This is a genomic window from Micromonospora sp. NPDC047521 (genome assembly GCF_055587305.1).
Genome location: NZ_JBVJGN010000009.1, coordinates 1 through 25,835 on the forward strand (window position 1 = coordinate 1; position 25,835 = coordinate 25,835).

General features: G+C 72.3%; 24 protein-coding genes and 2 pseudogenes. 9 read left to right on the forward strand and 17 right to left on the reverse strand.

The window, feature by feature from the left end; translation table 11 throughout:
* A partial coding sequence (locus ACZ6N8_RS19880) for an MBL fold metallo-hydrolase (RefSeq protein WP_466011790.1) occupies nt 1-789 on the reverse strand: 789 nt, incomplete at its 3' end.
* A gap of 138 nt (nt 790-927) precedes the next feature.
* Here ACZ6N8_RS19880 and ACZ6N8_RS19885 point away from each other — a divergent pair.
* Nucleotides 928-2,142, forward strand: coding sequence for an NADP-dependent isocitrate dehydrogenase (locus tag ACZ6N8_RS19885; protein ID WP_203176969.1), 1,215 nt, complete (start codon nt 928-930; stop codon nt 2,140-2,142).
* A 277-nt stretch (nt 2,143-2,419) separates the two neighbouring features.
* Here the strand turns inward: ACZ6N8_RS19885 and galT are convergent, their stop codons facing one another.
* The 3 genes from galT to cysC all read right to left on the reverse strand — a co-directional run bounded on the left by galT (nt 2,420) and on the right by cysC (nt 5,956).
* The gene (gene galT, locus ACZ6N8_RS19890) at nt 2,420-3,493 is read right to left on the reverse strand and encodes a galactose-1-phosphate uridylyltransferase (protein WP_357988236.1); all 1,074 of its coding nucleotides are present in this window, start codon (nt 3,491-3,493) and stop codon (nt 2,420-2,422) included.
* On the reverse strand, nt 3,490-4,314 hold the full coding sequence (locus tag ACZ6N8_RS19895) for a DeoR/GlpR family DNA-binding transcription regulator (protein WP_466011793.1): 825 nt from the start codon (nt 4,312-4,314) through the stop codon (nt 3,490-3,492). Before ACZ6N8_RS19895 ends, galT begins: the two co-directional genes overlap by 4 nt.
* 112 nt (nt 4,315-4,426) lie before the next feature.
* A complete protein-coding gene (gene cysC / locus ACZ6N8_RS19900) occupies nt 4,427-5,956 on the reverse strand; it encodes an adenylyl-sulfate kinase (protein WP_466011794.1) in 1,530 nt (509 codons plus the stop codon).
* 315 nt (nt 5,957-6,271) lie between these two features.
* Between cysC and ACZ6N8_RS19905 the strand changes: the two genes are divergently transcribed.
* The 5 genes from ACZ6N8_RS19905 to ACZ6N8_RS19925 all read left to right on the forward strand — a co-directional run bounded on the left by ACZ6N8_RS19905 (nt 6,272) and on the right by ACZ6N8_RS19925 (nt 10,445).
* On the forward strand, nt 6,272-7,186 hold the full coding sequence (locus tag ACZ6N8_RS19905; protein ID WP_364375293.1) for an ABC transporter ATP-binding protein: 915 nt from the start codon (nt 6,272-6,274) through the stop codon (nt 7,184-7,186).
* The gene (locus ACZ6N8_RS19910; protein WP_466011797.1) at nt 7,179-8,084 is read left to right on the forward strand and encodes an ABC transporter permease; all 906 of its coding nucleotides are present in this window, start codon (nt 7,179-7,181) and stop codon (nt 8,082-8,084) included. Before ACZ6N8_RS19905 ends, ACZ6N8_RS19910 begins: the two co-directional genes overlap by 8 nt.
* Complete coding sequence (locus ACZ6N8_RS19915; RefSeq protein WP_466011799.1) at nt 8,084-8,995, forward strand: ABC transporter ATP-binding protein; 912 nt, start codon at nt 8,084-8,086, stop codon at nt 8,993-8,995. The genes ACZ6N8_RS19910 and ACZ6N8_RS19915 overlap by 1 nt, the downstream gene beginning before the upstream one ends.
* A 4-nt stretch (nt 8,996-8,999) precedes the next feature.
* Nucleotides 9,000-9,710 (forward strand): ABC transporter permease, encoded by a 711-nt coding sequence (locus ACZ6N8_RS19920; RefSeq protein WP_466011801.1) that lies wholly within the window; start codon nt 9,000-9,002, stop codon nt 9,708-9,710.
* A 90-nt stretch (nt 9,711-9,800) separates the two neighbouring features.
* Nucleotides 9,801-10,445 carry a hypothetical protein gene (locus ACZ6N8_RS19925; protein ID WP_357988213.1) on the forward strand — a complete coding sequence of 215 codons (645 nt, stop codon included), beginning with the start codon at nt 9,801-9,803 and terminating at the stop codon, nt 10,443-10,445.
* A gap of 51 nt (nt 10,446-10,496) precedes the next feature.
* Here the strand turns inward: ACZ6N8_RS19925 and valS are convergent, their stop codons facing one another.
* The 7 genes and pseudogenes from valS to ACZ6N8_RS19960 all read right to left on the reverse strand — a co-directional run bounded on the left by valS (nt 10,497) and on the right by ACZ6N8_RS19960 (nt 20,353).
* Nucleotides 10,497-13,061, reverse strand: coding sequence for a valine--tRNA ligase (gene valS / locus ACZ6N8_RS19930; protein ID WP_466011803.1), 2,565 nt, complete (start codon nt 13,059-13,061; stop codon nt 10,497-10,499).
* A 55-nt stretch (nt 13,062-13,116) separates the two neighbouring features.
* Entirely contained in the window at nt 13,117-15,009 is a 1,893-nt protein-coding gene (locus ACZ6N8_RS19935; protein ID WP_466011805.1) for an ABC transporter ATP-binding protein, read from the reverse strand.
* On the reverse strand, nt 14,988-16,826 hold the full coding sequence (locus ACZ6N8_RS19940) for an ABC transporter ATP-binding protein (RefSeq protein ID WP_466011807.1): 1,839 nt from the start codon (nt 16,824-16,826) through the stop codon (nt 14,988-14,990). Before ACZ6N8_RS19940 ends, ACZ6N8_RS19935 begins: the two co-directional genes overlap by 22 nt.
* Before the next feature lie 37 nt (nt 16,827-16,863).
* Complete coding sequence (locus ACZ6N8_RS19945; protein WP_387115754.1) at nt 16,864-17,373, reverse strand: methylated-DNA--[protein]-cysteine S-methyltransferase; 510 nt, start codon at nt 17,371-17,373, stop codon at nt 16,864-16,866.
* A pseudogene (locus ACZ6N8_RS19950) lies at nt 17,370-17,747 on the reverse strand (DNA-3-methyladenine glycosylase family protein); the annotation flags it as partial. The pseudogene ACZ6N8_RS19950 and the gene ACZ6N8_RS19945, both read right to left, overlap by 4 nt.
* 83 nt (nt 17,748-17,830) lie before the next feature.
* Nucleotides 17,831-18,857, reverse strand: a pseudogene (locus tag ACZ6N8_RS19955) (bifunctional transcriptional activator/DNA repair enzyme AdaA); the annotation flags it as partial.
* A gap of 95 nt (nt 18,858-18,952) precedes the next feature.
* Entirely contained in the window at nt 18,953-20,353 is a 1,401-nt protein-coding gene (locus ACZ6N8_RS19960; RefSeq protein WP_466011809.1) for an FAD-binding oxidoreductase, read from the reverse strand.
* A gap of 189 nt (nt 20,354-20,542) precedes the next feature.
* Between ACZ6N8_RS19960 and ACZ6N8_RS19965 the strand changes: the two genes are divergently transcribed.
* Nucleotides 20,543-21,040 carry a hypothetical protein gene (locus ACZ6N8_RS19965; RefSeq protein WP_466011810.1) on the forward strand — a complete coding sequence of 166 codons (498 nt, stop codon included), beginning with the start codon at nt 20,543-20,545 and terminating at the stop codon, nt 21,038-21,040.
* A gap of 72 nt (nt 21,041-21,112) precedes the next feature.
* Entirely contained in the window at nt 21,113-21,847 is a 735-nt protein-coding gene (locus tag ACZ6N8_RS19970; protein ID WP_387115766.1) for a Type 1 glutamine amidotransferase-like domain-containing protein, read from the forward strand.
* Between the two features lie 7 nt (nt 21,848-21,854).
* Here ACZ6N8_RS19970 and ACZ6N8_RS19975 read toward each other — a convergent pair whose 3' ends face one another.
* The 6 genes from ACZ6N8_RS19975 to ACZ6N8_RS20000 are packed head-to-tail and all read right to left on the reverse strand — an operon-like array spanning nt 21,855 to nt 24,593.
* Nucleotides 21,855-22,202, reverse strand: a complete 348-nt coding sequence (locus ACZ6N8_RS19975) for a hypothetical protein (protein WP_139585502.1) — start codon at nt 22,200-22,202, stop codon at nt 21,855-21,857.
* Between the two features lie 29 nt (nt 22,203-22,231).
* Nucleotides 22,232-22,786: a nucleotidyltransferase domain-containing protein gene (locus ACZ6N8_RS19980; protein WP_387115771.1), complete on the reverse strand. Its 555-nt coding sequence runs from the start codon at nt 22,784-22,786 to the stop codon at nt 22,232-22,234.
* On the reverse strand, nt 22,783-23,352 hold the full coding sequence (locus tag ACZ6N8_RS19985) for an exonuclease (RefSeq protein ID WP_466011812.1): 570 nt from the start codon (nt 23,350-23,352) through the stop codon (nt 22,783-22,785). The genes ACZ6N8_RS19980 and ACZ6N8_RS19985 overlap by 4 nt, the downstream gene beginning before the upstream one ends.
* On the reverse strand, nt 23,349-23,840 hold the full coding sequence (locus tag ACZ6N8_RS19990; RefSeq protein WP_466011814.1) for a WXG100-like domain-containing protein: 492 nt from the start codon (nt 23,838-23,840) through the stop codon (nt 23,349-23,351). Before ACZ6N8_RS19990 ends, ACZ6N8_RS19985 begins: the two co-directional genes overlap by 4 nt.
* A gap of 8 nt (nt 23,841-23,848) precedes the next feature.
* Nucleotides 23,849-24,166 (reverse strand): hypothetical protein, encoded by a 318-nt coding sequence (locus ACZ6N8_RS19995; RefSeq protein WP_364375247.1) that lies wholly within the window; start codon nt 24,164-24,166, stop codon nt 23,849-23,851.
* Between the two features lie 4 nt (nt 24,167-24,170).
* Nucleotides 24,171-24,593 carry a YbaB/EbfC family nucleoid-associated protein gene (locus ACZ6N8_RS20000; RefSeq protein ID WP_364375244.1) on the reverse strand — a complete coding sequence of 141 codons (423 nt, stop codon included), beginning with the start codon at nt 24,591-24,593 and terminating at the stop codon, nt 24,171-24,173.
* Nucleotides 24,594-24,745: 152 nt separating this feature from the next.
* Here ACZ6N8_RS20000 and ychF point away from each other — a divergent pair, with 152 nt between their 5' ends.
* Nucleotides 24,746-25,831 (forward strand): redox-regulated ATPase YchF, encoded by a 1,086-nt coding sequence (gene ychF, locus ACZ6N8_RS20005; RefSeq protein WP_364375241.1) that lies wholly within the window; start codon nt 24,746-24,748, stop codon nt 25,829-25,831.
* Nucleotides 25,832-25,835 lie beyond the last annotated feature (4 nt).

Consider the following 25,835-nt stretch of genomic DNA (forward strand, 5'->3'; position numbering starts at 1 on the left):
GGTGAAGGGGGTGGCCAGGTGGGGGGTGGCCAGGACGACGGGGGAGTGGGTGTCCAGGGCGTTTCGCCGGGAGGCCCGGGCGAGGTCCGGGTCCACCTCGTGGGCGTACGCCAGGTCGGGGTCGACGAGCTGCACCATGTGCACCAGCAGGTCGCCGGTGATCAGCACCCGCTCGTCGGCGGCCTCCAGCAGCACCGACTGGTGGCCTGGGGTGTGCCCGGGCGTCGGCAGCAGTCGCGCCGCCGGGGTGAGGGTGGTCTCACCGTCGACCACCCGGAGCTGGCCGGCGGCGCGCAACGGCGCGATCAGGCCGGCCGGCAGGCGGGGGCTGATGGTCTCCGCCGCGTCCAACTCGGCGCGCTGCACCAGGTAGGCCGCGTTCGGGAAGTACGGCAGACCAGGTGTGCCGGTCACCGCCCAACCGATGTGGTCGCTGTGCAGGTGGGTGAGTACGACCGTGTCGACGTCGGCCGGGTCGATGCCCGCGGCGGCCAGTTCGGCGGGCAGCTGGCCGGGCACCGGCGCCCAGCTCGCGCCGGGGGAGTCCGGCGGCCCGATGCCCGCGTCGACCAGGGTCACCGGCCCGTCGTCGACGCGGATCGCGAAGCCGCGGAACGGCAGCCACCACTGCCCGTCGGCGGTCACCGAGCCGGGGTCGCGGCGGTCGGCCTCCCGCCAGTGCGCCGCTGTGGCCTCGGGGAACGCCTCGGCGCGGGGCTGGAAGAAGGGGCCCTCCCCGTCGGTGAGCGCGGTGACCGTGATAGACCCGAGGGTGCGGCTCAGAGGCATCGGGTGATGGTGTCAGGGAAATGCTGTGCCGTGCAGCCCGGTTTCCGCCGGCCGGTAGAGGCCGGCTGGGGGCTGCCGGCCCAATTGCAGTACGCTCGTACTGCTTGAGCACGTGTCCCCCGAGAGGAGCGCCGGCCGATGGCGAAGATCAAGGTAAACAACCCGGTCGTGGAGCTCGACGGCGACGAGATGACCCGGATCATCTGGAAGCAGATCCGTGAGCAGCTGATCCTGCCCTACCTCGACGTCGACCTGCACTACTACGACCTGTCGATCCAGCACCGCGACGAGACCGACGACCAGGTCACCGTTGACGCCGCCAACGCCATCAAGGAGCACGGCGTCGGCGTCAAGTGCGCGACCATCACCCCGGACGAGGCCCGGGTCGAGGAGTTCGGCCTGAAGAAGATGTGGCGGTCGCCCAACGGCACCATCCGCAACATCCTCGGCGGCGTCGTCTTCCGCGAGCCGATCATCATGTCCAACGTGCCGCGGCTCGTCCCCGGCTGGACCAAGCCGATCATCATCGGCCGGCACGCCCACGGTGACCAGTACAAGGCCACCGACTTCGTCGTCCCCGGCCCGGGCACGGTGACCATCACCTACACCCCGGCCGACGGCGGCGCCCCCATGGAGATGGAGGTCGCCAACTTCCCCGGCGGCGGCATCGCCATGGGTATGTACAACTACGACGAGTCGATCCGGGACTTCGCCCGGGCCTCGTTCCGGTACGGGCTGGACCGCAACTACCCGGTCTACCTGTCCACCAAGAACACCATCCTCAAGGCGTACGACGGCCGGTTCAAGGACATCTTCGCCGAGGTGTTCGAGAACGAGTTCAAGGCCGAGTTCGACGCCGCCGGCATCACCTACGAGCACCGGCTCATCGACGACATGGTCGCCGCCGCGCTCAAGTGGGAGGGCGGCTACGTCTGGGCCTGCAAGAACTACGACGGTGACGTGCAGTCCGACACCGTCGCGCAGGGCTTCGGCTCGCTGGGTCTGATGACCTCGGTCCTGCTCTCCCCGGACGGCCGTACCGTCGAGGCGGAGGCCGCCCACGGCACCGTCACGCGGCACTACCGGCAGTACCAGAAGGGCGAGAAGACCTCGACCAACCCGATCGCGTCCATCTACGCCTGGACCCGGGGCCTGGCCCACCGGGGCAAGCTGGACGGCACCCCGGCGGTCACCGAGTTCGCCAACACCCTGGAGCAGGTCATCGTCGACACCGTCGAAGGCGGCCAGATGACCAAGGACCTCGCGCTGCTCATCTCGCGCGACGCCCCGTGGCTGACCACCGACGAGTTCATGAACGCGCTCGACGAGAACCTGGCCCGCAAGCTCGCCTGAGCTGGCAGATACCACAGCACCGGAGCCCGTCGGCATGTGTCGGCGGGCTCCGGCGTGTCCAGTGCTCGACACACGGCCTCGGCGTCACCGTCACCGGCCGCGCCTCGTTGAGCAGGGTGGACGAGATGCCAGTCGCGTCCAGGAAGGTTGACTTCGGTCGCCTCGCGGCAATGCCTGCCGATCAGCCAGCCTTCCCGGCTGTGTCGTGCACAGCCAGCCGTCCCTTCCCTGCGGGGGGCCCTGTCCCGGGCCCCCCGCGCCCTGTTTCACACCCTTCTCAGGCGGCGCGCAGCAACTCGGCGGCCCGCTCCGGGGAGATGTCGTTGATGAAGACGCCCATCCCCGACTCCGAGCCCGCCAGATACTTCAGCTTGTCCTTGGCCCGCCGGATGCTGAACAGCTGAAGGTGCAGATGGCCCAGCTCCCGGTCGACCCGCACCGGCGCCTGGTGCCACGCCGAGATGTACGGCATCGGCATGTCGAACAGCCCGTCGAAGCGGCGCAGCAGATCCAGGTAGAGCGGCCCGAACGCGTCCCGCTCGCCGTCGCTGAGCGCCGGGATGTCCGGCACCACCCGGCGCGGCGCCACGTGCACCTCGAACGGCCAGCGGGCCGCAGCCGGGACGAACGCCGTCCAGTGGTCGTTCTCGGCGACCACCCGCTCGCCGGAGGCGCGTTCGGCGGCCAGCACGTCCGCGTACAGGTTGCCGCCGGTCCGCTCGGCGTGCCGCCGCGCCGCGGCCAGCAGCGCCCGGGTGCGCGGCGTCACGAAGGGGTACGCGTAGATCTGCCCGTGCGGGTGGTGCAGCGTGACGCCGATCTCGACGCCCCGGTTCTCGAAGCAGAACACCTGCTCCACCCCGGGCAGCTCGCCGAGCACCTCGGTCCGGTCGGCGAGCGCGTCAAGCACGGTACGGACCCGGCGCGGCGGGAGGCTGGCGAAGGAGGCGTTGTGGTCCGACGTGAAGCAGACGACCTCGCACCGGCCCAGGCCGGGGCGGACCGGCGTGAACGGGGTGATCTCCCCGGGCTCGTCGGCCACCCGGCCGCTCAGCGACGGGAACCGGTTCTCGAAGACGACAACGTCGTAGTCCGGAGCGGGGATCTCGGTCAACCGGTCACCGACCGACGGGTCGAGCGGGCACTCGTTCGCCGGCGGGAGGAAGGTGCGGGTCTGCCGGTGCACGGCCACCGCGACCCACTCGTCGGTAAGCGGGTCGTAGCGCAGCTGGGACGCGGGCGGCGGCGGTGGCAGCTCCCGACGGTCCGGCTGGTCGCGTACGGCGTCGTCGCGCTCGTCGAAGTAGATCAGCTCCCGGCCGTCGGCCAAGTCGATCGCGGTGCGCTTCACGGCGCCGTCCCCTCACTCGTCGGCGTGCGCGTCGCGCGTCCCGCCCCCGTCGCCTTCACGATGATCAACTCACCCACCTGTTCGCCGAGTACCCGTCGGGCGGGTGTAGGCAACGCCTCGTCGCTGACCAGCACGTGCGCCGCCGCCAGCCCGACGATCGAGGAGATGCCCACCGTGCCCCACTTGGTGTGGTCGGCGAGCACCACCAACCGGTCCGCCGCCGCCACCAACGCCCTGTCGGTCTCCGCCTCCATGAGGTTCGGAGTGGTGTAGCCGGCCCGTTCGGTGATGCCGTGCACGCCCAGGAAGAGCAGATCCAGGTGCAGTGTCCGGATGGCGTCGACGGCCAGCGGGCCGACCAGCGCGTCCGACGGTGTGCGTACGCCGCCGGTGAGCACCACCGTCTGGTCCGGTCGACCGCCGCCGTGCAGGATCTCGGCAACCGGCAGCGAATTGGTCACCACGGTCAGGCCTGGCACGTCCACCAGCCTGCGGGCCAGTTCGGCGGTGGTGGTGCCGGCGGACAGCGCGACCGCCGCGCCGGGGCGGACGAGCTGCGCGGCCCGGTCGGCGATGGCGGCCTTCTCCGGCAGTTGACGGACCGACTTGGCGCGAAAGCCCGGTTCGTCTGTCGAACTCGGGCCGGCGGCCGTCGCGCCGCCGTGCACCTTGGCCAGCAGGCCGCGCTCGTGCAGCGCCTCCAGGTCGCGCCTGATGGTCATGTCGGAGACGCCGAACTCGGTGGCCAGGTCGGTCACCCGGACGCCGCCGGCGGACCGGACCCGTTCCAGGATGGCCGTCTGCCGCTGCTGAGCGAGCATTCGCCGTGCCTCCCCGGTCCCCACGTACTCTCACGCGGTCGAACGTGTTCCAACAAAGATGAACACTAGCGCGTGGCGGGTACCTGCGGAAGAAACGGGGTGCGACGACGCCTCAGCTGGACGGGATCTTCAACTCCACCCAGCCGGTCTCCGTCAGGTGCTGCAACACGGCCTCCACCGCCTCCGGCACGCTCACGTCGGTGGTGTCCAGCACCAGCTCGGCGTCGGTCGGCACCTCGTACGGGTCGTCGATGCCCGTCATGCCGGTGAGCAGGCCGGCGCGGGCCCGCGCGTACAGGCCCTTGCGGTCCCGCTGCTCGCACACCTCCAGCGGGGTGGCGACGTGCACCAGCACGAAACCCGCCCCGGCGCTCAGAGCCATCTCCCGCGCCGTGGCGCGCGCCGCCGCGTACGGGGCGATGGGGCAGCAGACAGCCACCCCCCGGTGCCGGGCGATCTCCGCCGCCACCCAGCCGATCCGCCGGACGTTGAGATCCCGGTCGGCCTTGCTGTAGCCCAATCCCGCGGAGAGTTCCCGGCGCACCACGTCCCCGTCCAGCAGGGTCACCGTCCGTTCGCCGCTCTCCCGCAGCGCGTCGGTCAGCCCTCGGGCCACAGTCGACTTGCCCGAGCCGGAGAGCCCGGTCAGGAAGACCACCAGCCCGCGGTGCCGGCGCGCCGGCCGCGCCTTGGCCAGCTCCTTCGCCACAGCGGGCGGGGTGTGCCACTCCGGCAGCGGGAAACCCCTGTCGAGCAGATCGTCGATCTCGGCCTGGGTCAGCGCGAGGCGACGGTTGCGCGGCGGGATGTCCTCCCGCCACCGCCACTGCCCGTCCCGGTTGTCGTACGCCAGCTCGCGCGGCACCAGCACCCGCAGCCCGGCACCGGAGAGCATCTCCCCGGTGGACAGCAGGTGGGTGACGCCGTACGCGGCGGAGACCCGGGCGCGCAGCAGCGCGTCGTCGATCTCCTCGCGTCGGTGCGACAGCGGCACCGCGACCAGGGTGGCGGGCGGCATCCTGTCCCGTGCGGCGAACACGGACCGCACAAGCGCCTCAGGCGTGAGCCCACCGGCGCCGCCCTCACCGACCGGGATCATCACCAGCAGGTGCGCGGCCAGGGTACGGGCGGCGTGCGCGATCTGGGCGAGCTGCGGGCGGTGCAGGGGCCGGTCGGCGATCACGCCGAGCACCCGACCCGGGGGCAGCAAAGCCCGCACCTCCTCCGGACTGCGGCGCAACCGTTGGAACGGGCCGTGGCCACCGTCACCCAGCCGCCGGACCTGACCGCCGACGCCCGCAACGCCGTCGCGCACCGGCCAGACGTCCGACACGTCCAGGCCGGCGACAGGCGCGCCCTCGCCGTCGGTCAGCACCAGCGCCCGGCGGGCCGGGTCACGCGGATCGAAACCCTGGGCCAGTGCCGTCGGCACCTGGAGGGTCACCGCGACCTGCCACGGGGTGCCGTCGGCCAACCGGCCCCGCCGGCTCACCGAGACCAGGTCGGCGCGGGTCATGAACCCCGTCAGGGGGGCGTACGCACCGGTCAGCAGCAGCTCAAGATCCGCCAGCTCACCGGGACGCGGCGTGTACGCCGGCGCGCCCCGGAGCACCTCGTCGGGCAGCACCCAGCCGTTGCTCATCCACACCCCCCACTCGCTGACCGGCACACAGTTTCGCAGCCGACCGCCGATCGGTCGAGGGCGCCACTCCACGACCGGGGCGGGCGGGCGCCGTCGGCCCGGCAGGCCACCGAGACACTGCCCGGCGAACGGGAAGTGAATGGTGTCACCTTCCGGAGGCCTTTCCCCAGTCGGGGTCCGGCCGAACACGGGACCGGCGCTGACGCTCCGACACCAGGGGCGACGGACCCTAGGGGTCCACTGCGGCAAGGATCAGGGAGGTACCGGGGGCGCGCCGGTGCCTCCGGTGCGCATCGACTCCCTACGCTGGGCAGCGTGACACTGATAGCGACCCAGTCGCTCACCAAGACGTACGGAGGCAGGGTCACCGCGCTGACCGACCTCACCGTCGCCGTCGAGCCCGGGATCATCGGTCTGGTGGGCGCGAACGGCGCCGGCAAATCCACGCTGATCAAGATCCTGCTCGGCCTGATCGCCCCGACCAGTGGTCAGGTCTCGGTGCTCGGCATCGACCCGACGGCCGACCCGGCTGCCGTCCGCGCCCGGGTCGGCTACATGCCCGAGCACGACTGCCTCCCGCCGGACCTGTCCGCCGCCGAGCTGGTCACCCACCTCGGCCGGATGAGCGGCCTGCCCCGTACGGCGGCACGCGAACGGGCCTCCGAGGCGCTTCGCCACGTCGGGCTGTACGAGGAGCGCTACCGTCCGGTCGGCGGCTACTCCACCGGTATGAAGCAGCGCGTGAAGCTCGCCCAGGCGCTGGTGCACGACCCCGACCTGCTGCTGCTCGACGAGCCGACGAACGGTCTGGACCCGGCCGGCCGCGACGCCATGCTGGCGTTGGTGCACCGGATCGGCACCGAGTTCGGCATCTCCGTGCTGGTCTGCTCGCACCTGCTCGGCGAGGTGGAACGGATCTGCGACACGCTCGTCGCGATCGACGGCGGCCGGCTGCTGCGCGCCGACCACATCTCCGCGATGACCTCCGCCACCGACGTGCTCGCCGTGGAGGTCAGCGAGGGCACCGAGGAACTGGCCGCCCGGCTGGCCGCGCTCGACCTGCCGGTGGCGCGCGAGGGCCGGCTGCTTCTCGTGCCGCTCGCCGACGACGGCACCTACGACCTGATCCTCGGCGCGGTCGCCGAACTGGACCTGCCGTTGCACCGACTGGACCAGCGTCGACACCGGGTGGCCGAACTCTTCGCGACGAGGGAGCTCACCCATGCCTGAGCCGTCAACCGCCGCCGTGCGCTCCGCGCCGACAGGCGTCATCCACGACATCGGCTACCAGCGCTACCAGGGCCCGAGGCTGGGCCGGCGGCACGTCTTCGGCGCGCTCTACCTGCACGGGTTGCGCACCACGTTCGGGTTCGGGCGCAGCGTCAAGGCCAAGATCTTTCCGTGGCTGGTGGTCGGGATCGTCACCCTGGTCGCGGTGGCCCTGGCGGCGGTACGCAGCCAGATCGGCGAGCCGGTCGCCACGTACGCCCAGTTCGCCGACGCGATGAGCTGGCTGGTCATCTTCTTCGTCGCGGTGGCCGCGCCCGAGCTGGTCTCCCGCGACCTGCGCAGCGGGGTGCTGCCGCTGTACTTCTCCCGACCGCTGCCGCGCACCGACTACGCGCTGGCCAAGCTGCTGGCGCTCGTCACCGCGCTCTGGCTGCTGCTCGGTGGGCCGCAGCTGGTGATGTTCCTGGGTGCCGCATTCACCACCAAGGACGGCATGCGCGGGGTCTGGAACGAGCTGCTCGACCTGCTGCCCGGGCTGCTCTACGCCGGCCTCTGGGCGGTGGTCTTCGCCTCGATCGGGCTGCTTGTCGCGTCGCTGACCGGCAAGCGGGCCTTCGCCGCCGGCGGTGTGGTCGCGGTCTTCCTCATGACCACCCCGATCGTCGGCGTGCTGAGCATCCTGCCGTCGCAGGCGGCCAACGAACTGGCCGGGCTCGCCTCCCCCTCCACCCTGGTGCAGGGCGTCGGCATCTGGTCGCTGGGTGACCTCCTGGTCGAGGGCGATCCGGGCGAGATGATGATCGGCGGTTTCGGCCCCGTCTACGCCCTGGCCGCGGTGCTGCTCGTCGCCGGCGCGACAGCCCTCCTGCTGGCCCGCTACCGGAAGGTCGCCTCCTGATGAGCACGCTGAGCCTTACCGGGGTGTCCCGGTGGTACGGCAACGTGGTCGCGGTCAACGACATCAGCATGGCCCTGGGGCCGGGCGTCACCGGCCTGCTCGGCCCGAACGGTGCCGGCAAGACCACGCTGCTGCACATGATGGCCGGGTTCCTGTCCCCGTCGCGCGGCACGGTCACCCTCGACGACGAACCGACCTGGCGCAACCCCGACGTCTACCGGCGGCTGGGGCTGGTCAGTGAACGGGAGGCGGTGCAGGGCTTCCTCACCGCGTACGAGTTCGTGCTGGCCAGCGCGAAGCTGCACCGGCTGGCCGATCCGGCGGCGGCCGCCCGACGCGCGATCGACCTGGTGGAGCTGGAGTCGGCGCAGGACCGCCGGATCGGCACGTACTCAAAGGGCATGCGCCAGCGTGCGCGGGTGGCCGCCGCGCTGGTGCACGACCCGCAGGTGCTGCTGCTCGACGAGCCGTTCAACGGCATGGACCCGCGCCAGCGGCTGCACATGATGGAGCTGCTGCACACCCTGGGCGACGCCGGCCGGACGATCCTGTTCAGCTCGCACATCCTGGAGGAGGTCGAGCAGGTCTCCGGCACGGTGCAGGTGATGGTGGCGGGCCGGTTGGCCGCCTCCGGCGACTTCCGGACCATCCGCCGGCTGATGACGAACCGTCCGCACGTCTTCGCGGTGCGCTCCACCGACGACCGGGCGCTGGCCGTCGCGCTGATCGCCGAGGAGTCGGTGAGCGGCGTCGAACTGGACCGTACCGGCCTGACGGTGCGCGCCGGCGACTACGGCGCCTTCACCCGGGCGCTGCCCCGGATCGCCCTGGACCGCGGCATCCGGGTGCGCCAGCTGGTGCCGTCCGACGAATCCCTGGAGAGCGTCTTCTCCTACCTGGTGGAGGCCTGAGACCATGTCGACAATTACCTGGATCACCACGCGCGGGCTGTTCGGCAGGCGTCGGTTCCTGCTGCTGCTTCCGCTGCCGCTGGTGCTGCTCGGTCTGGCAGTGCTCTGCCGGTCCCTCGGGGTGGACCCCGGGCAGTGGGGGCCACCGGTCCTGGTGGGCCTCGGTCTGGCCGTGGTGCTGCCGGTGGTTGCGCTGATCATCGGCACGGGCGTGCTGGGCGCCGAGATCGACGACGGCACGGTGGTGCACATCCTGACCAAGCCGCTGCCGCGCTGGCAGATCGTGCTGCCGAAGCTCGCGGTGGCCGCCGGGGTGACCGCGGTCACCGTGGCGGTGCCGCTCTACGTCGCGGGCGTCCTCGCCGATTCGGTACGCCTCGGTCTGGCGCTGGCCGCCGCCTCGGCCCTCGGCGCGCTGGCGTACTCGGCGCTGTTCCTCGCCCTCAGCCTCGTCACTCGCCGGCCGGTGCTGCTCGGCCTGGTCTACGTGCTGATCTGGGAGGGGCTGCTGGGCAACTTCGTCAGCGGCACCAAGGTGCTCTCCATCCAGCAGTACGTGATCGCCCTCGCCGACCGGCTCGCCCCCACCGGGCTGCTGGAGACCAGCGTGTCGGTGCCCGTGGCGTCGGTGATGACCGTGCTGGTCAGCGTCGGCTTCACAGTGCTGGCCGTCGACCGTCTGCGGTCGTTCAGCGTGGCCGGCGAGACGAGCTGACGGTGCGCCTCGCTGTTCCGGCCAGCCACCATCCGCCGGTAGTGCTGGCCGGATGGACGGCCCCCGGGGCGGCGGGCCACGCTTGTGGGCGTGAGCGTCGAAGCGGAGCGGATGTCGTTGTCTGACCCGTACTCCCGGAGGAGCCGGCCCTGGTTGACAAGCCTGGCGGTCGCCGGGCTGGCCTGTGCCACGGTCGCGACGGCCGCCCAGGGCAGCGGCCGGTTCCACTGGTGGGCCGGTTTCATCCTGATCCCCGCCGCGTTGATCGCCGCCAGCGGTGGGCCGCTGCTGGCCCGGGGTGGCGGTCGGGCCTTCGCCGGGTACGTCATCGCCTGCGTCGGCACCCTGGTGTTCGCGGTGGGCGCGCTGCTGATGTTCGGCGTGATGGGCAGGGGATGGCCGCTGCTGGTGGTGCTGCCCTGCCTGGCGGTCGCCGGCACCTACGGCTGGCGGGCGGCCCATCCGCTGGCCCGCGGCCTGCACCGGGCGGTGGCGCTGCTCGCGCTCACCGGCGCGCTGCTCGGCCTGACCCTGCTGCTGATCCGGGTGGAGCTGATCCACCTGGAGACCGGCTGGTGGGGGGTGTTCCTCATGCTGGCCGGAGCGATAGTGCTGGGCAACGCGGTGGAGCTGACCCGGCACCGGATGCCGTACCGGCTCCAGGCGATCACCCTGCTGGTCGGGCCCGCCGTGGTCGCGATCCTGCTCGGCCTGCGGTTCCTGCGCGGCTGGTGACGACCCGTCCGCCGCCGCCCCCGGGGGGTGGGCGGCGGCGGACGGCTGCCGTCAGAAGGCGCAGGCGATGACGAGTTCCGGGGTGCGGTCCGGCAGCATGTCGAGTTTGCCGATCCGGCCGGCCGCCCGCAGGTCGTCGGCGACAAGGGCGAGCTGCTCCAGCAGCGCCGCCGGGCCGAGCGCCTCGGCCAGCGGCACCTCGGCCCTCATCGACAGCTTCCGCTCCGACTTGGCCCGTCGCACCTGACTCAACGCGTCACCGGCGAGCCGCAGCAGCGCCGGCTCACCCGTCCCCTCGATCGTGCGGGCCACCTCGTACGTGGTGGGCCACGGCGCGCGGTGCACCGAGCCGTACCGCCACCACGACCAGACCTCCTCGGTGACGTACGGCAGCACCGGGGCGAACAGTCGCAACTGCACCGACAGCGCCGACGCCAGCGCCGCCCGTGCCGAGTCGGCAGCCGCTCCGGCGCCGTACGCGCGTTCCTTGACCAGCTCGATGTAGTCGTCGCAGAACCGCCAGAAGAACGCCTCGGTCACCTGCAACGCGGTCGTGTGGTCGTACGCGTCGAAGGCGGAGCTGGCCGCCGTGACGACTGTGGACAGCTCGGCGAGCATGGCCCGGTCCAGCGGGGTCGTCGCCGTGGCGCGCAGCGCGTCGGCCGCGCCCAACCCGAGCGCGAACCTGGACGCGTTGAGCAGCTTGGTGGCCAACCGCCGGCCGACCTTGATCTGGGCCGGGTCGAACGCCAGGTCGGTGCCGGGTTTGCCGCTGGCCGCCCAGTAGCGCACGGCGTCCGAGCCGTGCTGCTCCAGCAGTGCCAGCGGGGTCACCACGTTCCCCTTGGACTTGGCCATCTTCTTGTGGTCGGGGTCGAGGATCCAGCCCGACAGCACGGTGTCCCGCCAGGGCAGCACCCCGTGCTCGAAGTGCGACCTGATCACGGTGTCGAAGAGCCAGGTCCGGATGATCTCCTGCCCCTGCGGGCGGAGGTCCATCGGGAAGACCCGCGCGAACAGGTCCGGGTCGGTCTCCCAGCCGCCGACGATCTGCGGGGTCAGCGACGAGGTGGCCCAGGTGTCCAGCACGTCGGGGTCGCCGATGAAGCCACCCGGCCGGCCGCGCTGGGACTCGTCGTAGCCGGGCGCCGGGTCGCTCGACGGGTCGACCGGGAGCGCCGTCTCGTCAGGCGTGAGAGGGTGGGACCAGTCCGGCTCGCCAGTGTCGTCGAGCCGGTACCACACAGGCACCGGCACCCCGAAGAAGCGCTGCCTGCTGACCAGCCAGTCCCCGGTCAGGCCGCCCACCCAGTTGTCGTAGCGGTGCTTCATGTGCGCCGGCACCCAGTGCAGTTCCCCGCCCCGGGCCAGCAGCGTCGCCCGCAGATCGGCGTCCCTGCCGCCGTTGCGCAGATACCACTGCCGGGTCGAGACGATCTCCAGTGGCCGGTCGCCCCGCTCGTAGAACTTGACCGGGTGGGTGATCGGGCGCGGCTCACCGATCAGGTCGCCCGCGTCGGCAAGCATCCCGACGATCTCGCGACGGGCGGCGTTGACTGTCTGCCCGGCCAGCGCCGCGTACGGCTGGGCCGGCACCCCGGCCGGCGGCTCGGGCAGCAGGCGGCCGTCCCGGCCGATGACCACCCGGGTGTCCAGTCGCAGCTCACGCCACCAGGTCACGTCGGCGAGGTCGCCGAACGTGCAGACCATCGCGATGCCGGTGCCCTTGGCCGGGTCGGCGAGCGGATGGGCGTGCACAGGCACCTCGACGCCGAACAGCGGGCTGCGCACCGTACCGCCCACCAGGTCGGCGTACCGCTCGTCGTCCGGGTGGCAGACGAGCGCCACGCAGGCCGGCAGCAGCTCCGGGCGGGTGGTGTCGATGAGCACCGGACGCCCGTCGGCAGTGGTGAACCGCAACCGGTGGTACGCGCCGGGCCGTTCCCGATCCTCCAGCTCCGCCTGCGCGACAGCGGTGGCGAACCCGACGTCCCACAACGTCGGCGCCTCCGCCTGGTACGCCTCGCCGCGCAGCAGGTTGCGCACGAACGCCCGCTGGCTTGTCGCCCGGGCCACCCGACCAATCGTCGTGTACGTCAGGGACCAGTCCACGGACAGCCCGAGCCGCCGCCACAGCGCCTCGAAGGCCTGCTCGTCGGCGACGGTCAGCCGCTCGCACAGCTCGATGAAGTTGCGCCGCGACAGCGGGGTGGGGTCGCGGCGTGCCGAGTCGTCGACAGGTGTCGCCGGTGGCCGCCACACCGGGTCGTACGGCAGCGACGGATCGCAGCGCACCCCGTACACGTTCTGCACGCGACGCTCGGTGGGCAGACCGTTGTCGTCCCAGCCCATCGGGTAGAACACCGCCTTGCCGCGCATCCGCTGGTACCGCGCGACGGTGTCGGTGTGCGTGTACGAGAAGACGTGCCCCATGTGCAGCTCGCCCGATACGGTCGGCGGCGGGGTGTCGATGGCGTACACGTCGGCCCGCTGCCTGGCGCGGTCGAACGCGTACGTGCCCTCCTCCTGCCAGCGGCGCGCCCAGGTCTCCTCGAGCCCGTCCAGGGTCGGACGGTCGGGGACACCGGCGCGGGCCGTTCTCGCCGTGTCGGTCATCCTGCGATCGTAGGCATCACCAGGGGGCCGGGCCACGCAGTTGCGCATCGCCGGGTCAGACAAGCGAGTCGCGCCACTGGCGGTGCAGGGCCGCGTACCGGCCTCCCGTCTCGGCCAGCACGGCGGGCGGGCCGTCCTCGACGATCCGCCCGCCGTCGATGACGAGCACCCGGTCGGCGGTCTCCACGGTGGAGAGTCGGTGGGCGATCACCAGCGCGGTGCGGTCACGCAGGATGGTGCCGAGCGCCCGCTGGACCAGCCGCTCGGTCGGCACGTCCAGCGACGACGTCGCCTCGTCCAGGATCAGCACTGTCGGGTCGGCGAGGAACGCCCGCGCGAACGCGACGAGCTGCCGCTGCCCGGCGGAGAGCCGGCCGCCGCGCCTGTGCACCTGCGTGGCGTACCCGTCGGGGAGCGCGGCGATGAACTCGTGCGCGCCGATGGCGCGGGCGGCGGCCCGCACGGCGTCGTCGTCGGCGCCGGGCCGGCCGAACCTGATGTTCTCCGCCACGCTCCCGCTGAACAGGTGGTTCTCCTGGGTCACCAGCACCACCGCGCGGCGCAGGTCGGCGTCGGCCACGTCGCGCAGGTCGACCCCGTCGAGGCGGATCGTGCCGGTGTCCGGGTCGTGGAAGCGGGCGACCAGTTTGGCGATCGTCGACTTGCCGGCGCCTGTCGGGCCGATCAGCGCCACGGTCTGCCCGGCCGGCACTGCCAGGTCCAGCCCGTCGAGGATCGGGGTGTCCGGGCGGTAGCCGAAGGAGACCGCGCGGAAGGCCACCTCGCCGCGACCGGGGCCGGTCGGCAGCGGCACCGGCCGGGCCGGCTCGGCGACGGCGGGCCGTTCGTCGAGGACACCTGCCAGCTTCTCCAGCGCGGCGGTGGCCGACTGGAGTGAGTTGTAGAACTGGCTCAGCTCCTGCATCGGCTCGAAGAAGCGGCGCAGGTAGAGCAGGAACGCGGCGAGCACACCGACCTCGGTCCGTCCGCCGAGCACCCGCCAGCCGCCGTAGCAGAGCACCACCGCCACAGTGACGTTGCCGATCAGCTTGATCGCGGGGGAGTAGGTGGCGATCAGCCGGAACGTGCGCAGGCTGGTCTGCCGGTACTCGTCGCCGAGCGCCACGAAGATCCGCTGGTTGCGGGGCTCCCGTCGGAACGCCTGCACCGCCCGGATGCCCCGCATCGACTCGACGAAGTGCACGATGACCAGCGCGACAGCTTCGCGGGTCCGCCGGTACGCGCTTGCCGACGCCCCGGCGAACCAGCGGGAGAGCAGGAACAGGAACGGGAACGCGAGCAGTGTCACAGCGGCCAGCGGCAGGTCCAGCCAGAGCAGGATGGCGGCCACCGAGAGGATCGACAGGGCGGCCAGCACCAGGCTGTCGATGCCGCCGTTGACGAGTTCGGCGATCGAGTCCAGGTCGCTGGTGAGCCGGGAGACCATGCGGCCTGACGTGTACCGCTCGTGGAAGCCCACCGACAGCCCCAGGAAGTGCCCGAACACGCGCTGCCGCAGGTCCAGCAGGACGGCCTGGCCGATCCGGGCGGAGAGGGTCAGAAAGCCCCGGCGGGCCGCGTACTCGCCGACGGCTGCGGCGGCGAACGCTCCCGCGACGGCGGCCAGCGGCACCGCGTCCCCGTCCCGCAGCGGCGCGATGCCCCTGTCGATGCCGACCATCACCAGGTACGGGCCTGCCATCGCGGCGGCGTTCTGCGCCAGCAGCAGAGCGACGGCGACGACGAGCCGGCGCCGGTGTGGGCGCAGCAGGTCGGCCAGCAGGGTGCGGCTGAGGCGGCGCAGCCGGGCCACCGCCTCCGGGCTGCTGTCCTCGGCGCGGCTCCGGTCGGCCTCCGGGTCGGTGGCGGTGCCGCGCCACCGGGTCAGCTCCGGTTCTTCCCCGGGTGGCGGGTCGGCCTCCTGCGTCACGAGCGCACCAGGCCCCATCCGTCCGTCGTGGACGCGGCCGGCGGTGGCTCCCCGGACGATGGTTCGGCGGCGAGCAGGGCCCGGTACGCCGGCACCGTGGCCAGCAGGTCGGAGTGCCTGCCGATCGCCGTGATCCGTCCGCCGGCGAGCAGGGCGACCCGGTCGGCGAGCGCGATGGTCGACGGGCGGTGTACGACAAGCAGTGCGGTGCTGCTGCGCAGGACCCGCCGCAGAGCCGCCTCGACAAGCGCCTCGGTGTGCACGTCGAGGGCGGACAGCGGGTCGTCAAGCACCAGCAACGCCGGACGGCCGAGCACTGCGCGCGCCAGCGCCAGCCGCTGCCGCTGCCCTCCGGAGAGGGACAGCCCCTGCTCACCCACCCTGGTGGCCAACCCCCACGGCAGGTCGTACGCGAACTCCGCCTGCGCCAGCGCGAGCGCGGCGCGTACCTCGTCATCGTCGGCGTCCGGGCGGCCCAGTGTGAGGTTCTCGCGGACCGACATGGAGAACAGCGTCGGCTCCTCGAACGCCATCCCGACCAGCCGCCGCAGCGAGTCCAGGCGCAGGTAACGCAGGTCGTGCCCGTCCAGCGTGATCCGGCCCCCGGTCACCTCGTGTAGCCGGGGCACCAGGGAGAGCAGGGTGCTCTTGCCGCAGCCGGTGGCGCCGACCAGGGCCACGGTCTCGCCCGGCTCGATGGTCAGGTCGACCTCGCGCAGGACCGGGGCGGTGGCGCCCGGGTAGCGGAACGAGACCTTCTCGAAGCGGAGCCGGCCGACCACCGCGTCGCGGGGAAGCGCCAGCGCGTCGGGGGCGTCCACGATCTGCGGCGGGGTGTCCAGGACCTCCTGGATGCGGTCGGCCGCGGTGGCGGCCTCCTGGCCGTTGGCGATGATCCAACCCAGCGACTGCACAGGCCAGATGAGCATCAGTTGCAGACTCACGAACGCCACCAGCTCGCCGATGGTGAGCGCGCCCCGCGCGGCGGCGGCGGCCCCGGCGACCAGCACCACGCCCAGGGTCACGTTCGGCACCAGGTCGAGCAGCGCCGAGGTGTTGGCCAGCAGTCGGCCCTTGCCCACGCCTGTGTCGTGCAGCGTCCGCGCCCCACCGGCGAAGCGGGCGGCCAGCTCGGGCCCCCGGCCGTACGCCTTCATGGTGCGCAGCCCCTGCGCGGTCTCCTCGACCAGGGTCGCCACGTCGCCCTGCTGGTCCTGCATCCGGCGCGACGCCGTGTGGTAGTGCCTGCCGAACCGACGGCTGATCAGCAGCAGCGGCACCCCGCTGGCCGCGACGAGCAGCCCGAGCGCCGGGTGCAGATGCACGAGCAGCGCCACGACCACCACGTAGGTGGTGACGTTGAGCAGCAGGAAGAACACGCCGAACGAGAGGAACCGGCGGATCACCGACAGGTCGCTTGTGATCCGGGAGAGCAACTGGCCGGACTGCCAGCGGTCGTGGAAGCTCGCAGGCAACAGTTGCAGGTGGGCGTACACGTCGGCGCGCAGGGCCGCCTCCATGCCCACCGCCGACGAGGACTGCACCCACCTGCGGATGAAGATGAGCACCGCCTCGACCACGCCGAGCAGCAGCGCCAGACCGGCGAGCTGGATCAGCGCACCGGGCTCGCGCCCGGCCACCGGGCCGTCGACCACCCGCTGCACCACAAGGGGTACGGCGATCCCGGCCGCCGTGCCGGCGAGGCCCGCGACGAGCAGCCAGGCGAACTCGACGGCGTACGGGCGCAGGTAGCGGCGCAGCCGCCAGAGGTTGTGCACCGGGTGGGGACCCGCGGCGACCCGGGCGGCCGGGTCGCCGTCGTTCTCCGCAGGCACTACCCGACGGTAGCGTCAATACCTGTCGATTCCTGTGTCAGCTTGCTGTCAGCCGTCGCTCGTGACCGAGAAGCCACGTCTTCACGTCCAACCCCCAGCGGTAGCCGCCGAGCGTCCCGTCGGTACGCAGCACCCGGTGACAGGGCACGAACAGCGCGGCGGCGTTACGGGCGCAGGCGGCCGCGGCGGCCCGCACCGCCGGCGGTCGACCGGCCAGCGCCGCGTACCCGGTGTAGGTGACAGGGGTGCCCGGGGGCACCTCGCGCAGCACCTGCCAGGCGTGTGCCATGAACGCGCCGCTTGTGTGCTGCCGTACCGGCACCGCGTCGATAGCGGCCAGGTCGCCGTCCAGGTAGGACTCGACGGCCGTGCTGATCGGGCCGAGGTCGTCCCGCCGCCGCAGGGGTGCCCGCAGCGTCGGGTGGACCAGGGGCAGCAGTGCCGCCGGGTCCGGGGTGAAGCCTGCCGCCCGCACGTCGCCGTCCGGGCCGGCGAGGATGCTCAGTGGGCCGGCCGGGGTGTTCACAACGGTGCTGTCGATGCTCATGCCGCTCTCCAGAGTCTGATGGTGGCGTAGGACCGCCAGGGGCGCCAGCGGTCGGCGTACGCGCCGAGGGTCGTGGGGTCGTCGGGCAGGCCGAGGCTCGCCGCGCCGCGCCTGACGGCCAGGTCGGTGCCGAGGAAGACGTCCGGGTCGCCGAGGGCGCGCATGGCCAGGTAGCCGGCCGTCCACGGGCCGATGCCGGGCAGGGCCAGCAGCCGCCGTACGGTCTCCTCCCGGTCGCCCCCCGGCGCCAGGTCGACCGACCCGTCCACCACCGCCCGAGCCAACGCCCGCAGGGTCTCCCGCCGCCCCGCCGGCATCCCGAACCCGGCGTCCGGCACCGACAACAGTTCCTCCGCGCTCAGGAACCCCCGCAGGTCGCCCCGGCCCTCGACGTGTCGATCGTGAGGTTGTTGTCCCGACATGGCGGCATCGCCTGCGACAACTTCATGATCAACCTGCTTCAGCAGACGGGTCAGTGTTGTTCTTGCCGCTGTCACCGAGATCTGCTGGCCGATCACGGCCCGGACCGCCATCTCGAAGCCGTCCACCGCCCGGGGGACCCGGATTCCGGGCTCCGCCGCCACCGCCGGCGCCAGCGCCGGATCCGCGGCCAGCGTCCCGTCGACGGCCACCGGGTCCGCGTCCAGGTCGAGCAGCCGGCGGCAGCGGGCCACCGCCGGCGCCAGATCGCGCAGGTCGGCCAGGCGCAGCGTCGCCGCCACGTACCCGTCCGCCGGGGTCAGGACCACCTGTCCGACGCCGTGCGGCAACCGCAACCCCCTGTGGTACGTCCCGTCGCTTACCTCCTCCACGCCCGGCAGCGCCCGCAGCGCGAGGAAGCCCAGCAGCGCCCGGGCGTGCAGCGGCGGCCGGTACGCCAGACGGAGCGAGATGGTCCCCGCGCCGGGTGCCGCCTGCTGCCGGCCACGGGCGGCGCGCAGCTCGGACGGGGCGCTCGCGTACACCTCGCGGACCGTGTCGTTGAACTGCCGCACACTGCCGAAACCCGCAGCGAACGCGATCTCGGCCATCCCGAGTCCGGTCGTCTCGATCAGGATCCGGGCTGTCTGCGCCCGCTGGGCACGGGCCAACGCGAGCGGTCCGGCGCCCATCTCGGCACGCAGCATCCGGTGCAGGTGCCGCTCGGTGTAGCCCAGTCGGGCCGCCAGCCCCGGCACGCCGCCCCGGTCGACGACCCCGTCGGCGATCAGCCGCATCGCCCGGCCGACCACGTCCGCGCGGACGTCCCACTCGGGGGAGCCGGGCGCGGCGTCGGGCCGGCAGCGGCGGCAGGCGCGCAGCCCGGCACCCTGCGCCGCAGCGGCGGACGAGAAGAACCGGACGTTCTGCCGCTTGGGTGTGGTCGCCGGACAGGACGGCCGGCAGTAGATCCCGGTGGACGTCACGCCCGTGTAGAACCAGCCGTCGAACCGCTGGTCACGGCTGTCCACGGCCCGGTAGCACCGCTCGAAGTCCATCTCCACGTCACCGATGATGCCCCGCTCACCCGACCGTCGGCTGGCGGGAATCGGACCTGGGTGTGGGCCGACCCCGGCGCGTACCGCCAGGCGGGCGAGGCTCAGCGGCGACGCCGGTGCGGCTGGCCGGACCGCGCCTGCCCGGACCGCGCCGGCCGGCCGGACCGTACCTGCTGTCCCGACCGTTGGGGTCGTGCCGTCAGCAGGGGCGAGCGGAACACGCCGTCCGGGTCGTACCGTCGCCAGAGCCGCCGCACCCGCGCGCCCGTCTCGCCCGGGTAGATGCGGGCGAACGCCGCCGGGTCCGGCCGGCTCTCGAAATTGACGTACGCGCCGTCGGCCCGACCTGCGGCTCCCCGCCAGGCGGTGTCCAACGCCGTGTCGCCCTGCGGCGGGAACACCGAGGCCACGACCAGGACATCCTGGTGCCGGTGCGGGTACGCCGTCGCGTCCGCGGCGACGTCGTTCACCGCCCCGCCCAGCGAGCGGAGCTGGAGCACCGCCCGGCCCGGCCCGGTCACCGCCCGCATCAACGCCCGCGCCCCGGCGTCGTCCAGCCCGCTGAACAGGCCGTTCGTGGTCGTGCTCCGCTGCTGTCCGACGTTCGGGTGCAGGTGCGCGGTAGGCACCAACGTCGGGTAGGGCAGCAGGTCGGTCCGGTGTTCGAGCAGCTTGCCGATGGCCAGCAGCGGCTCCACCACGGGGCGGACCCGGCGCGGGCTCTCGGCGGCGACCACGGCGGTGACGGACATCAGCGCCGAGCGTCCCTCTGCGAACAGCACGACGGCCGCGGACAGCTCCCGGGGGGCCTGCGCCAGACAGCTCGCCCACTCGCGGAGGGTCCGGCCGTCCGGGTGTGCCTCGACGACGAGCTGCGCCACCCCGACGTTGCGCTGCTCGACGGCCTCGATCTCGAACGCCACCACGATCCCCGCCCCCGCACCGGCGCCCCGGACCAGCCAGAACAGGTCCGGCTCGTGCTGGGCGTCGGCGCGTACCAGCGTCCCGTCCGCGAGCACCACCTCCACCGCGCGGACGCGGTCGATGGTGAGCCCGTGGGCGCGGACCAGCCAGCCGACACCACCGCCGGTCGCCAGGCCGCCGACTCCCACGCCGCCGTGGTCGCCCGAGCTGATCACCAGGCCGTACGGGGCCAGCGCCTTCGCGACGTTCGCCCAGCGGGCGCCCGCCTCGACCCGGACCAGGCCGGCGCGCTCGTCGAGCACCCGCACCCGGTTGAGCATGGACAGGTCGATGACCAGGCCACCGTTGTTCGAGGAGACGCCGGACAGGCCGTGTCCGCCGCTGCGGACGGCGATCGGCAGCCGCTGCTCCCGGGCGTAGCGGATCGCGTCGGCCACCTGCGCGGTGGTCTTCGGCAGCAGGACGGCGGCCGGCGAGGCGGCGGTCGTGTACGTCGAGCGCAGCTGCGCGTACCGACGGTCGCCGGGCGTGACGAGCTGCCCGGTGAGTGAGTCGGGCACCCGGGCCAGGGCGGTCATCGCTGTCTCCTCTGCTCTGCCTCGCCACCCTCCCACCTCCAGCGCCCGTTCCCGCCACGGTGATCAGGAGGTCTGCGTCACGACAGGGTCTCCGGTGCCGCGAACCCGTTGATCCGCGGGAGGTTTCCGCCCGGAAGTGTCAGTCGTCCCGGGTAACGTCCGGCCACCAATTCAAGAAGGGGTGCGGCGATGGCGAGCGTGGCGGGTCGGGCGGCGGCGTCGACACCTGGCGCGTTCCCGCCGCTGCCCCGGGCGGTGGCCCAGTCCTTCTACCGCCGGATGCGGGCCGTCGGGCCGGCCGCGGTCGGCGCCCTCGAACGGGACCGGGCGGGCGACATCGAGCGGCCATTCGCCGACACCGCCTGCGGTCGCCTGGCCCACTCGCTGGACGACGCCGGTCTGCGGGCGCTCGGCATGTGGACGCACCACTGGTGCATGCGGTTCTACGACGACGACACCCGCGTCGGCAGGCGACTGCTCCGGGAGATCGCCCGTCGCCCGAGCCTGGGCTGGACGACTGACGAGGTGCTGTGGATGCTCCGGGAGTCGACCGCCGCCGGCCCGGCCGCGCCCGAGCGGTTCACCCTGCCGCGTGCCGCAGCCGCGCAGCTGCCCGCGGGTGAGTCGCCCCTCGACGGGCTGCCGGCCGACGCGGTGGTGGTGCCCCGCCAGCGCCGGGCCTGCTGAGCGGCGTCATCCTCGCGCGGGTGTGGGCTGCGGCAGGATGGACGCCGTCAGCACCGACGAAGGAGACGACGAATGCCTGCCAGCGACCCGACGATCATCGCCACCAGCATGGGCTTCTTCCGGGGCGACCGAGGGCCGTACGACATGCGTCCCAGCCCGGTCTTCGAGCTGGCGGCGGAGCTGGCCCAGGCCGGGGAGCAGCCCCGGGTGTGCTACCTCGGGCAGGCCGTCGGCGACCAGCCCACCTCGTTGACAGCTGTGTACGGCGCGTTCGCCGACACCCGGTTCCGGCTGTCGCACCTCGCCCTCTTCCCGATGCCGAACGTCGACGACGTCCGCGCCCACCTGCTCGCCCAGGACGTCGTCTGGGTGGGCGGTGGCAGCGTGGCCAATCTCGTCGCCGTCTGGCGGGTGCACGGGCTCGACGAGATCCTGCACGAGTGCTGGCAGGCCGGCGTGGTGCTGGCCGGCGTCTCCGCCGGCTCGATCTGCTGGCACGTGGGCGGCGCCACCGACAGCTTCGGCCCCCGACTGCGCGGCTTCACCGAGGGGCTGGCCTGGCTGCCGTACGGCAACGGGGTGCACTACGACAGCGAGGCCCAGCGGCGACCGCTGATGCACGAGCTGGTCGGCGACGGGACGCTGCCCACCAGCCACTGCACCGACGACGGGGTCGGTCTCGTCTACCGGGGCACCCAACTGGTCGAGGCGATCGCGGACCGCGAGGGCGTCTCGGCGTACGAGGTGAGCCGCGGCGCGGACGGCAGCGTGCGGGAGGCGGTCATCGCTCCCCGGTTGCTCGGCTGAGCGCGGGTCAGACCCGGTCCTCGAACGCGGCGCACACGGTCGCCCGCACCTGCGGTCCCTCGATCGCCCGCAGCAGCTCCCGGGCGAGGGCGATCTGGTGTGCCTCGTCGACCGTCCGGTCCATCGGGGTCAGCTCCACCCGCCACCGGAAGTAGAGGTAGTCGTCCTCGTCGGTGGCGGCGAGCTGCGGGTTGGCGTCCTCGTTGGGGTTGATCTCCAGCAGGTTGCCCCGGACGTCCACCGAGTCCCGGCGGTAGGGCACCGCGTCGGGCAGCCGGGTGCGGATCAGGTCGAGCAGCTCCGCCGCCGTGAGCGGGCCGTCGACCATGATGAGGAACTGCAACGTCGTCTGCACGTCTGTCACCTTGCCAGATGCGGATCCGCTCAATCGAGCGGGAGGAACGGGCCGTTGTCGAACTTGCCGCCCCGGCGCAGCACGGAGAACTGCACCTTGTGCGGTACGTGCGTGTCCATCAGTTCGCGCCGCAGGTGGGTGAAGTCGGTGCCGAGGTCGAAGCTGGCGAGCTGACCGTTCTCGTTGATCCGGCGCAGCATCGTCTTGCGCAGCCGGGTGCCGTCCGGCGCCCGGGACAGGGAGCGTTCGGCGAGGTCGAAGAAGGTCTTGTCGTCGACGATGAGCGCCACGTCGATGTCGGAGTCCGGGCGGGCGGTGCCCTTCACCCGGCTGCCGTGGGCGACCAGGTCACCGTCGGGCAGCCCGGCCTGCCGTTGGGTCTGCCGGGCGCCCCGGGCGAAGCGGGTCCACTGCCGTTCGGTGAAGCCCTGCGGGATCTGGCGGGCGGCACGGGTGGTCGCCGTCTCGGCGGCCTCGCCCGCCACGTCGTCGGCCCGCCGCATCATGCTTCGGGCGGCCTGCGCCACGATGCCCCGGGCGGCAGTGGTGGCGCCGTCCGGCAGGTCCCGCCGACGGCCGGTCATCGCGGCCCGTCCGACTGCCGGCGGCGCAGTACGGCGTCGAAGACCTGCGCCAGCTCGGCGGCGTCCTCGCCGGCGTGGTGGGTGTGTGGCACGTCGTGCAGACCCAGCTCATGCTTGATCTTGCCCTTGCGGGTCTGGACCCACTCGCTGCCGGTCAACCCCATCCAGTAGCTGCGCAGATCCACGCCGGACCCGGTGGCGCCGAACGGGCTGTGGCCGACGAAACGTACGAAGTACCAGTGCACGAACATGCCGTCCCAGACGGCGGGCGCGGCGAGGAAGACCGGACGACCGATCCGGCGGAGCCCGTTGACCCAGGCTGCCGCCGATGCCATCGCCTCGGGGGCGGTCGGCGCCTCGCGCAGCAGGCGGTCCCGGTCCAGACCCGACACGGCCAGCGCGGCCGGCACGAACTCGTCGGAGATGGGCCGCAGCTCGGTGTAGAACGTCAGGTCCGGACGCCCGGCCACGGCCATACCCAGCGAGATCATGCTGTACGGCCCGGGGATCGGCCCGTCCGCCTCCACGTCGACGCCGACATACAGCTCGGGCAGGGGAGAGGTCATCCCAGCACCACCCCGATGGCCTGGTCGATCAGCATGTTCAGGACGATGTCGGTGAGCTTCTTGAAGACGGGGATCTCCAGCAGCGAGGCGCCGAACGTCGGCGCGGCCGTCGCGAGCGCCTGGATGATCTGCACCAGCAGGATGATCAGCTGGACGATCACGTTGATCTTGAGGGCGAGGACGATCAGCGCGCACACGAACAGCGTCGCGGCCACCATCTGCGCGCCGGTGCCACCGTCGCGGAGCACCGATATCGCCGAGCCTCCCGACTCCCAGCGCTGCTGGAACGCGGTCAACGCGTCGCCCTGGTTGCCGTCCAGCACCCGCTGCGCGGCCGCCGTACCCTCCGCCGCCGCGTTGTTCAACGACTCGGCCATCTCCATCCACATCTGACCGAGTTCGAACATCTTCGCCTCGTCCGACTTGGGCCAGGTGTAGCCCAGCTCGTTCAGCAGGCCGGCGAGTTCGCCGGGCAGCATGATCCCCATCGATCCGCCTACCAGCTCATCGTCGTGAACTGGGCGTCGTTGTCCTGCTCCACCAGGTCGTACTGGTCGGCCATCAGGCTCAGCCCGTCACCGAAGCCGCGCAGCCCTTCGACGACCGACCCGAGGCACTCGGCCGCGATCTCCTCGGCCACCTGGTACGACATGCCGATCAGGCCGCCCACGTCGTCGTCGCCGAAGATGTCGCCCATCGACGCCGTCCGTGCGCGCAGCGCCTCCCACTGCGCGGCGAGCTGCTCGGCCACCGTCGTCAGGTGGCCGCCGCCCTGCCGCAGCGCGGGCGGGTGCACCTGTAGGTCCTCGCGCATGCCATCACCTCGCTGCCTGCTGGATGCGCCGCACCGCGTCGGTGAGCGCGTCGGTCATCGCCGCCATGCTGCGCACCGACTCGTTCTGCAACTCGTCGAGCTGCTGGCCCAGCGCCACCGGGTCCACCGCCGGCGCGTCCGCAGCCTCACCGGCGGCAAGGCGCAGGTCGTCAAGCGCGGCGTTCACCGCCAGGGTGATCTGCTCGCCGAGCATCTCGGCGCCCATCCGCAGGGCGCGCGGGTCAACCGTCACCGACTCGACGCGTTGGCCGACCGCAACGACCTCGACCTGACCGCCCGCCGCGGAGCCGGTGCCCCGTGCCGGCTCGACGTCCAGGCCGTCGGGGACCTGCCCGGTGGAACGCATCGACGCCAGTGCCTGTCGGGTCTGCTGGAACAGCCTGTCGAATTCGGTCACCTGGTCCACAACGCCCCCTCACGTCGCACGCGACTCCGAGAGGGTAGCAACGGGATTCCAGCGTCGGGATCCGTCGAGTCGTGACCAGGGCCGGCGTCCGGCCCGGTGGAATCGGAGCCGCCTGGACCGGCCCGGCCGGGACCGGCGTAAGCTGGCCCGTCGTGAGTCTCACCATCGGCATCGTCGGCCTGCCCAACGTCGGCAAGAGCACGCTTTTCAACGCGTTGACCAAGAACGACGTGCTGGCGGCGAACTACCCGTTCGCCACCATCGAGCCAAACGTCGGCGTGGTCGGGCTGCCCGACGAGCGGCTGGGCAAGCTGGCCGAGATCTTCTCGTCGCAGAAGGTGCTGCCCGCCCCTGTGTCGTTCGTCGACATCGCCGGTCTGGTGCGTGGCGCGTCGAAGGGGCAGGGCCGGGGCAACGCCTTCCTGGCCAACATCCGCGACGCCTCGGCGATCTGCCAGGTCGTCCGCGCCTTCTCCGACCCGAACGTGGTGCACGTCGACGGCAAGGTCTCCCCGGCCGACGACATCGAGACGATCAACACCGAGCTGATCCTCGCCGACCTGCAGACGCTGGACAAGGCGCTGCCCCGGCTGGAGAAGGAGGCGAAGCTCCGCAAGGACCGCCTCGCCGCGGTCGCCGCCGCGAAGGCCGCCATCGAGGTGCTCGACGGCGGCACCACCCTGTACTCCGGGGCCGCCGCCGCGAAAATCGAGCTGGAGCACCTGCGCGAGCTGCACCTGCTCACCACCAAGCCGTTCCTGTACGTCTTCAACGTCGACGAGGCCGAACTGGCCAACGAGACGTTCCTCGACGAGCTGCGCGCCCTGGTCGCCCCGGCCGAGGCCGTCTTCATGGACGCCAAGATCGAGTCTGAGCTGGTGGACCTGCCCGAGGACGAGGCCCGCGAGCTGCTGGAGTCGATCGGGCAGAACGAGCCCGGCCTCAACCAGCTCGTCCGCGTCGGCTTCCGCACGCTCGGCCTCCAGACGTACCTCACGGCCGGCCCCAAGGAAGCACGCGCCTGGACCGTCCCGGTCGGCGCGACCGCGCCGGAGGCCGCGGGTGTCATCCACAGCGACTTCCAGCGCGGCTTCATCAAGGCCGAGGTGGTCTCCTACGACGACCTGGTCGCGGCCGGTTCGATGGCGGCGGCCAAGGCGGCGGGCAAGGTCCGCATCGAGGGCAAGGAGTACGTCATGCAGGACGGCGACGTGGTGGAGTTCCGCTTCAACGTCTGAATCC

Bases quoted from the DNA above. Each gene is read 5' to 3' on its own strand.
- ACZ6N8_RS19885 (WP_203176969.1), top strand. From the start codon at position 928: ATGGCGAAGATCAAGGTAAACAACCCGGTCGTGGAGCTCGACGGCGAC.
- ACZ6N8_RS19895 (WP_466011793.1), bottom strand. From the start codon at position 4,314: ATGCTCGCTCAGCAGCGGCAGACGGCCATCCTGGAACGGGTCCGGTCC.
- cysC (WP_466011794.1), bottom strand. From the start codon at position 5,956: ATGAGCAACGGCTGGGTGCTGCCCGACGAGGTGCTCCGGGGCGCGCCG.
- ACZ6N8_RS19910 (WP_466011797.1), top strand. From the start codon at position 7,179: ATGCCTGAGCCGTCAACCGCCGCCGTGCGCTCCGCGCCGACAGGCGTC.
- ACZ6N8_RS19915 (WP_466011799.1), top strand. From the start codon at position 8,084: ATGAGCACGCTGAGCCTTACCGGGGTGTCCCGGTGGTACGGCAACGTG.
- ACZ6N8_RS19920 (WP_466011801.1), top strand. From the start codon at position 9,000: ATGTCGACAATTACCTGGATCACCACGCGCGGGCTGTTCGGCAGGCGT.
- valS (WP_466011803.1), bottom strand. From the start codon at position 13,061: ATGACCGACACGGCGAGAACGGCCCGCGCCGGTGTCCCCGACCGTCCG.
- ACZ6N8_RS19935 (WP_466011805.1), bottom strand. From the start codon at position 15,009: ATGGGGCCTGGTGCGCTCGTGACGCAGGAGGCCGACCCGCCACCCGGG.
- ACZ6N8_RS19945 (WP_387115754.1), bottom strand. From the start codon at position 17,373: ATGAGCATCGACAGCACCGTTGTGAACACCCCGGCCGGCCCACTGAGC.
- ACZ6N8_RS19960 (WP_466011809.1), bottom strand. From the start codon at position 20,353: ATGACCGCCCTGGCCCGGGTGCCCGACTCACTCACCGGGCAGCTCGTC.
- ACZ6N8_RS19965 (WP_466011810.1), top strand. From the start codon at position 20,543: ATGGCGAGCGTGGCGGGTCGGGCGGCGGCGTCGACACCTGGCGCGTTC.
- ACZ6N8_RS19970 (WP_387115766.1), top strand. From the start codon at position 21,113: ATGCCTGCCAGCGACCCGACGATCATCGCCACCAGCATGGGCTTCTTC.
- ACZ6N8_RS19980 (WP_387115771.1), bottom strand. From the start codon at position 22,786: ATGACCGGCCGTCGGCGGGACCTGCCGGACGGCGCCACCACTGCCGCC.
- ACZ6N8_RS19985 (WP_466011812.1), bottom strand. From the start codon at position 23,352: ATGACCTCTCCCCTGCCCGAGCTGTATGTCGGCGTCGACGTGGAGGCG.
- ACZ6N8_RS19990 (WP_466011814.1), bottom strand. From the start codon at position 23,840: ATGGGGATCATGCTGCCCGGCGAACTCGCCGGCCTGCTGAACGAGCTG.
- ACZ6N8_RS19995 (WP_364375247.1), bottom strand. From the start codon at position 24,166: ATGCGCGAGGACCTACAGGTGCACCCGCCCGCGCTGCGGCAGGGCGGC.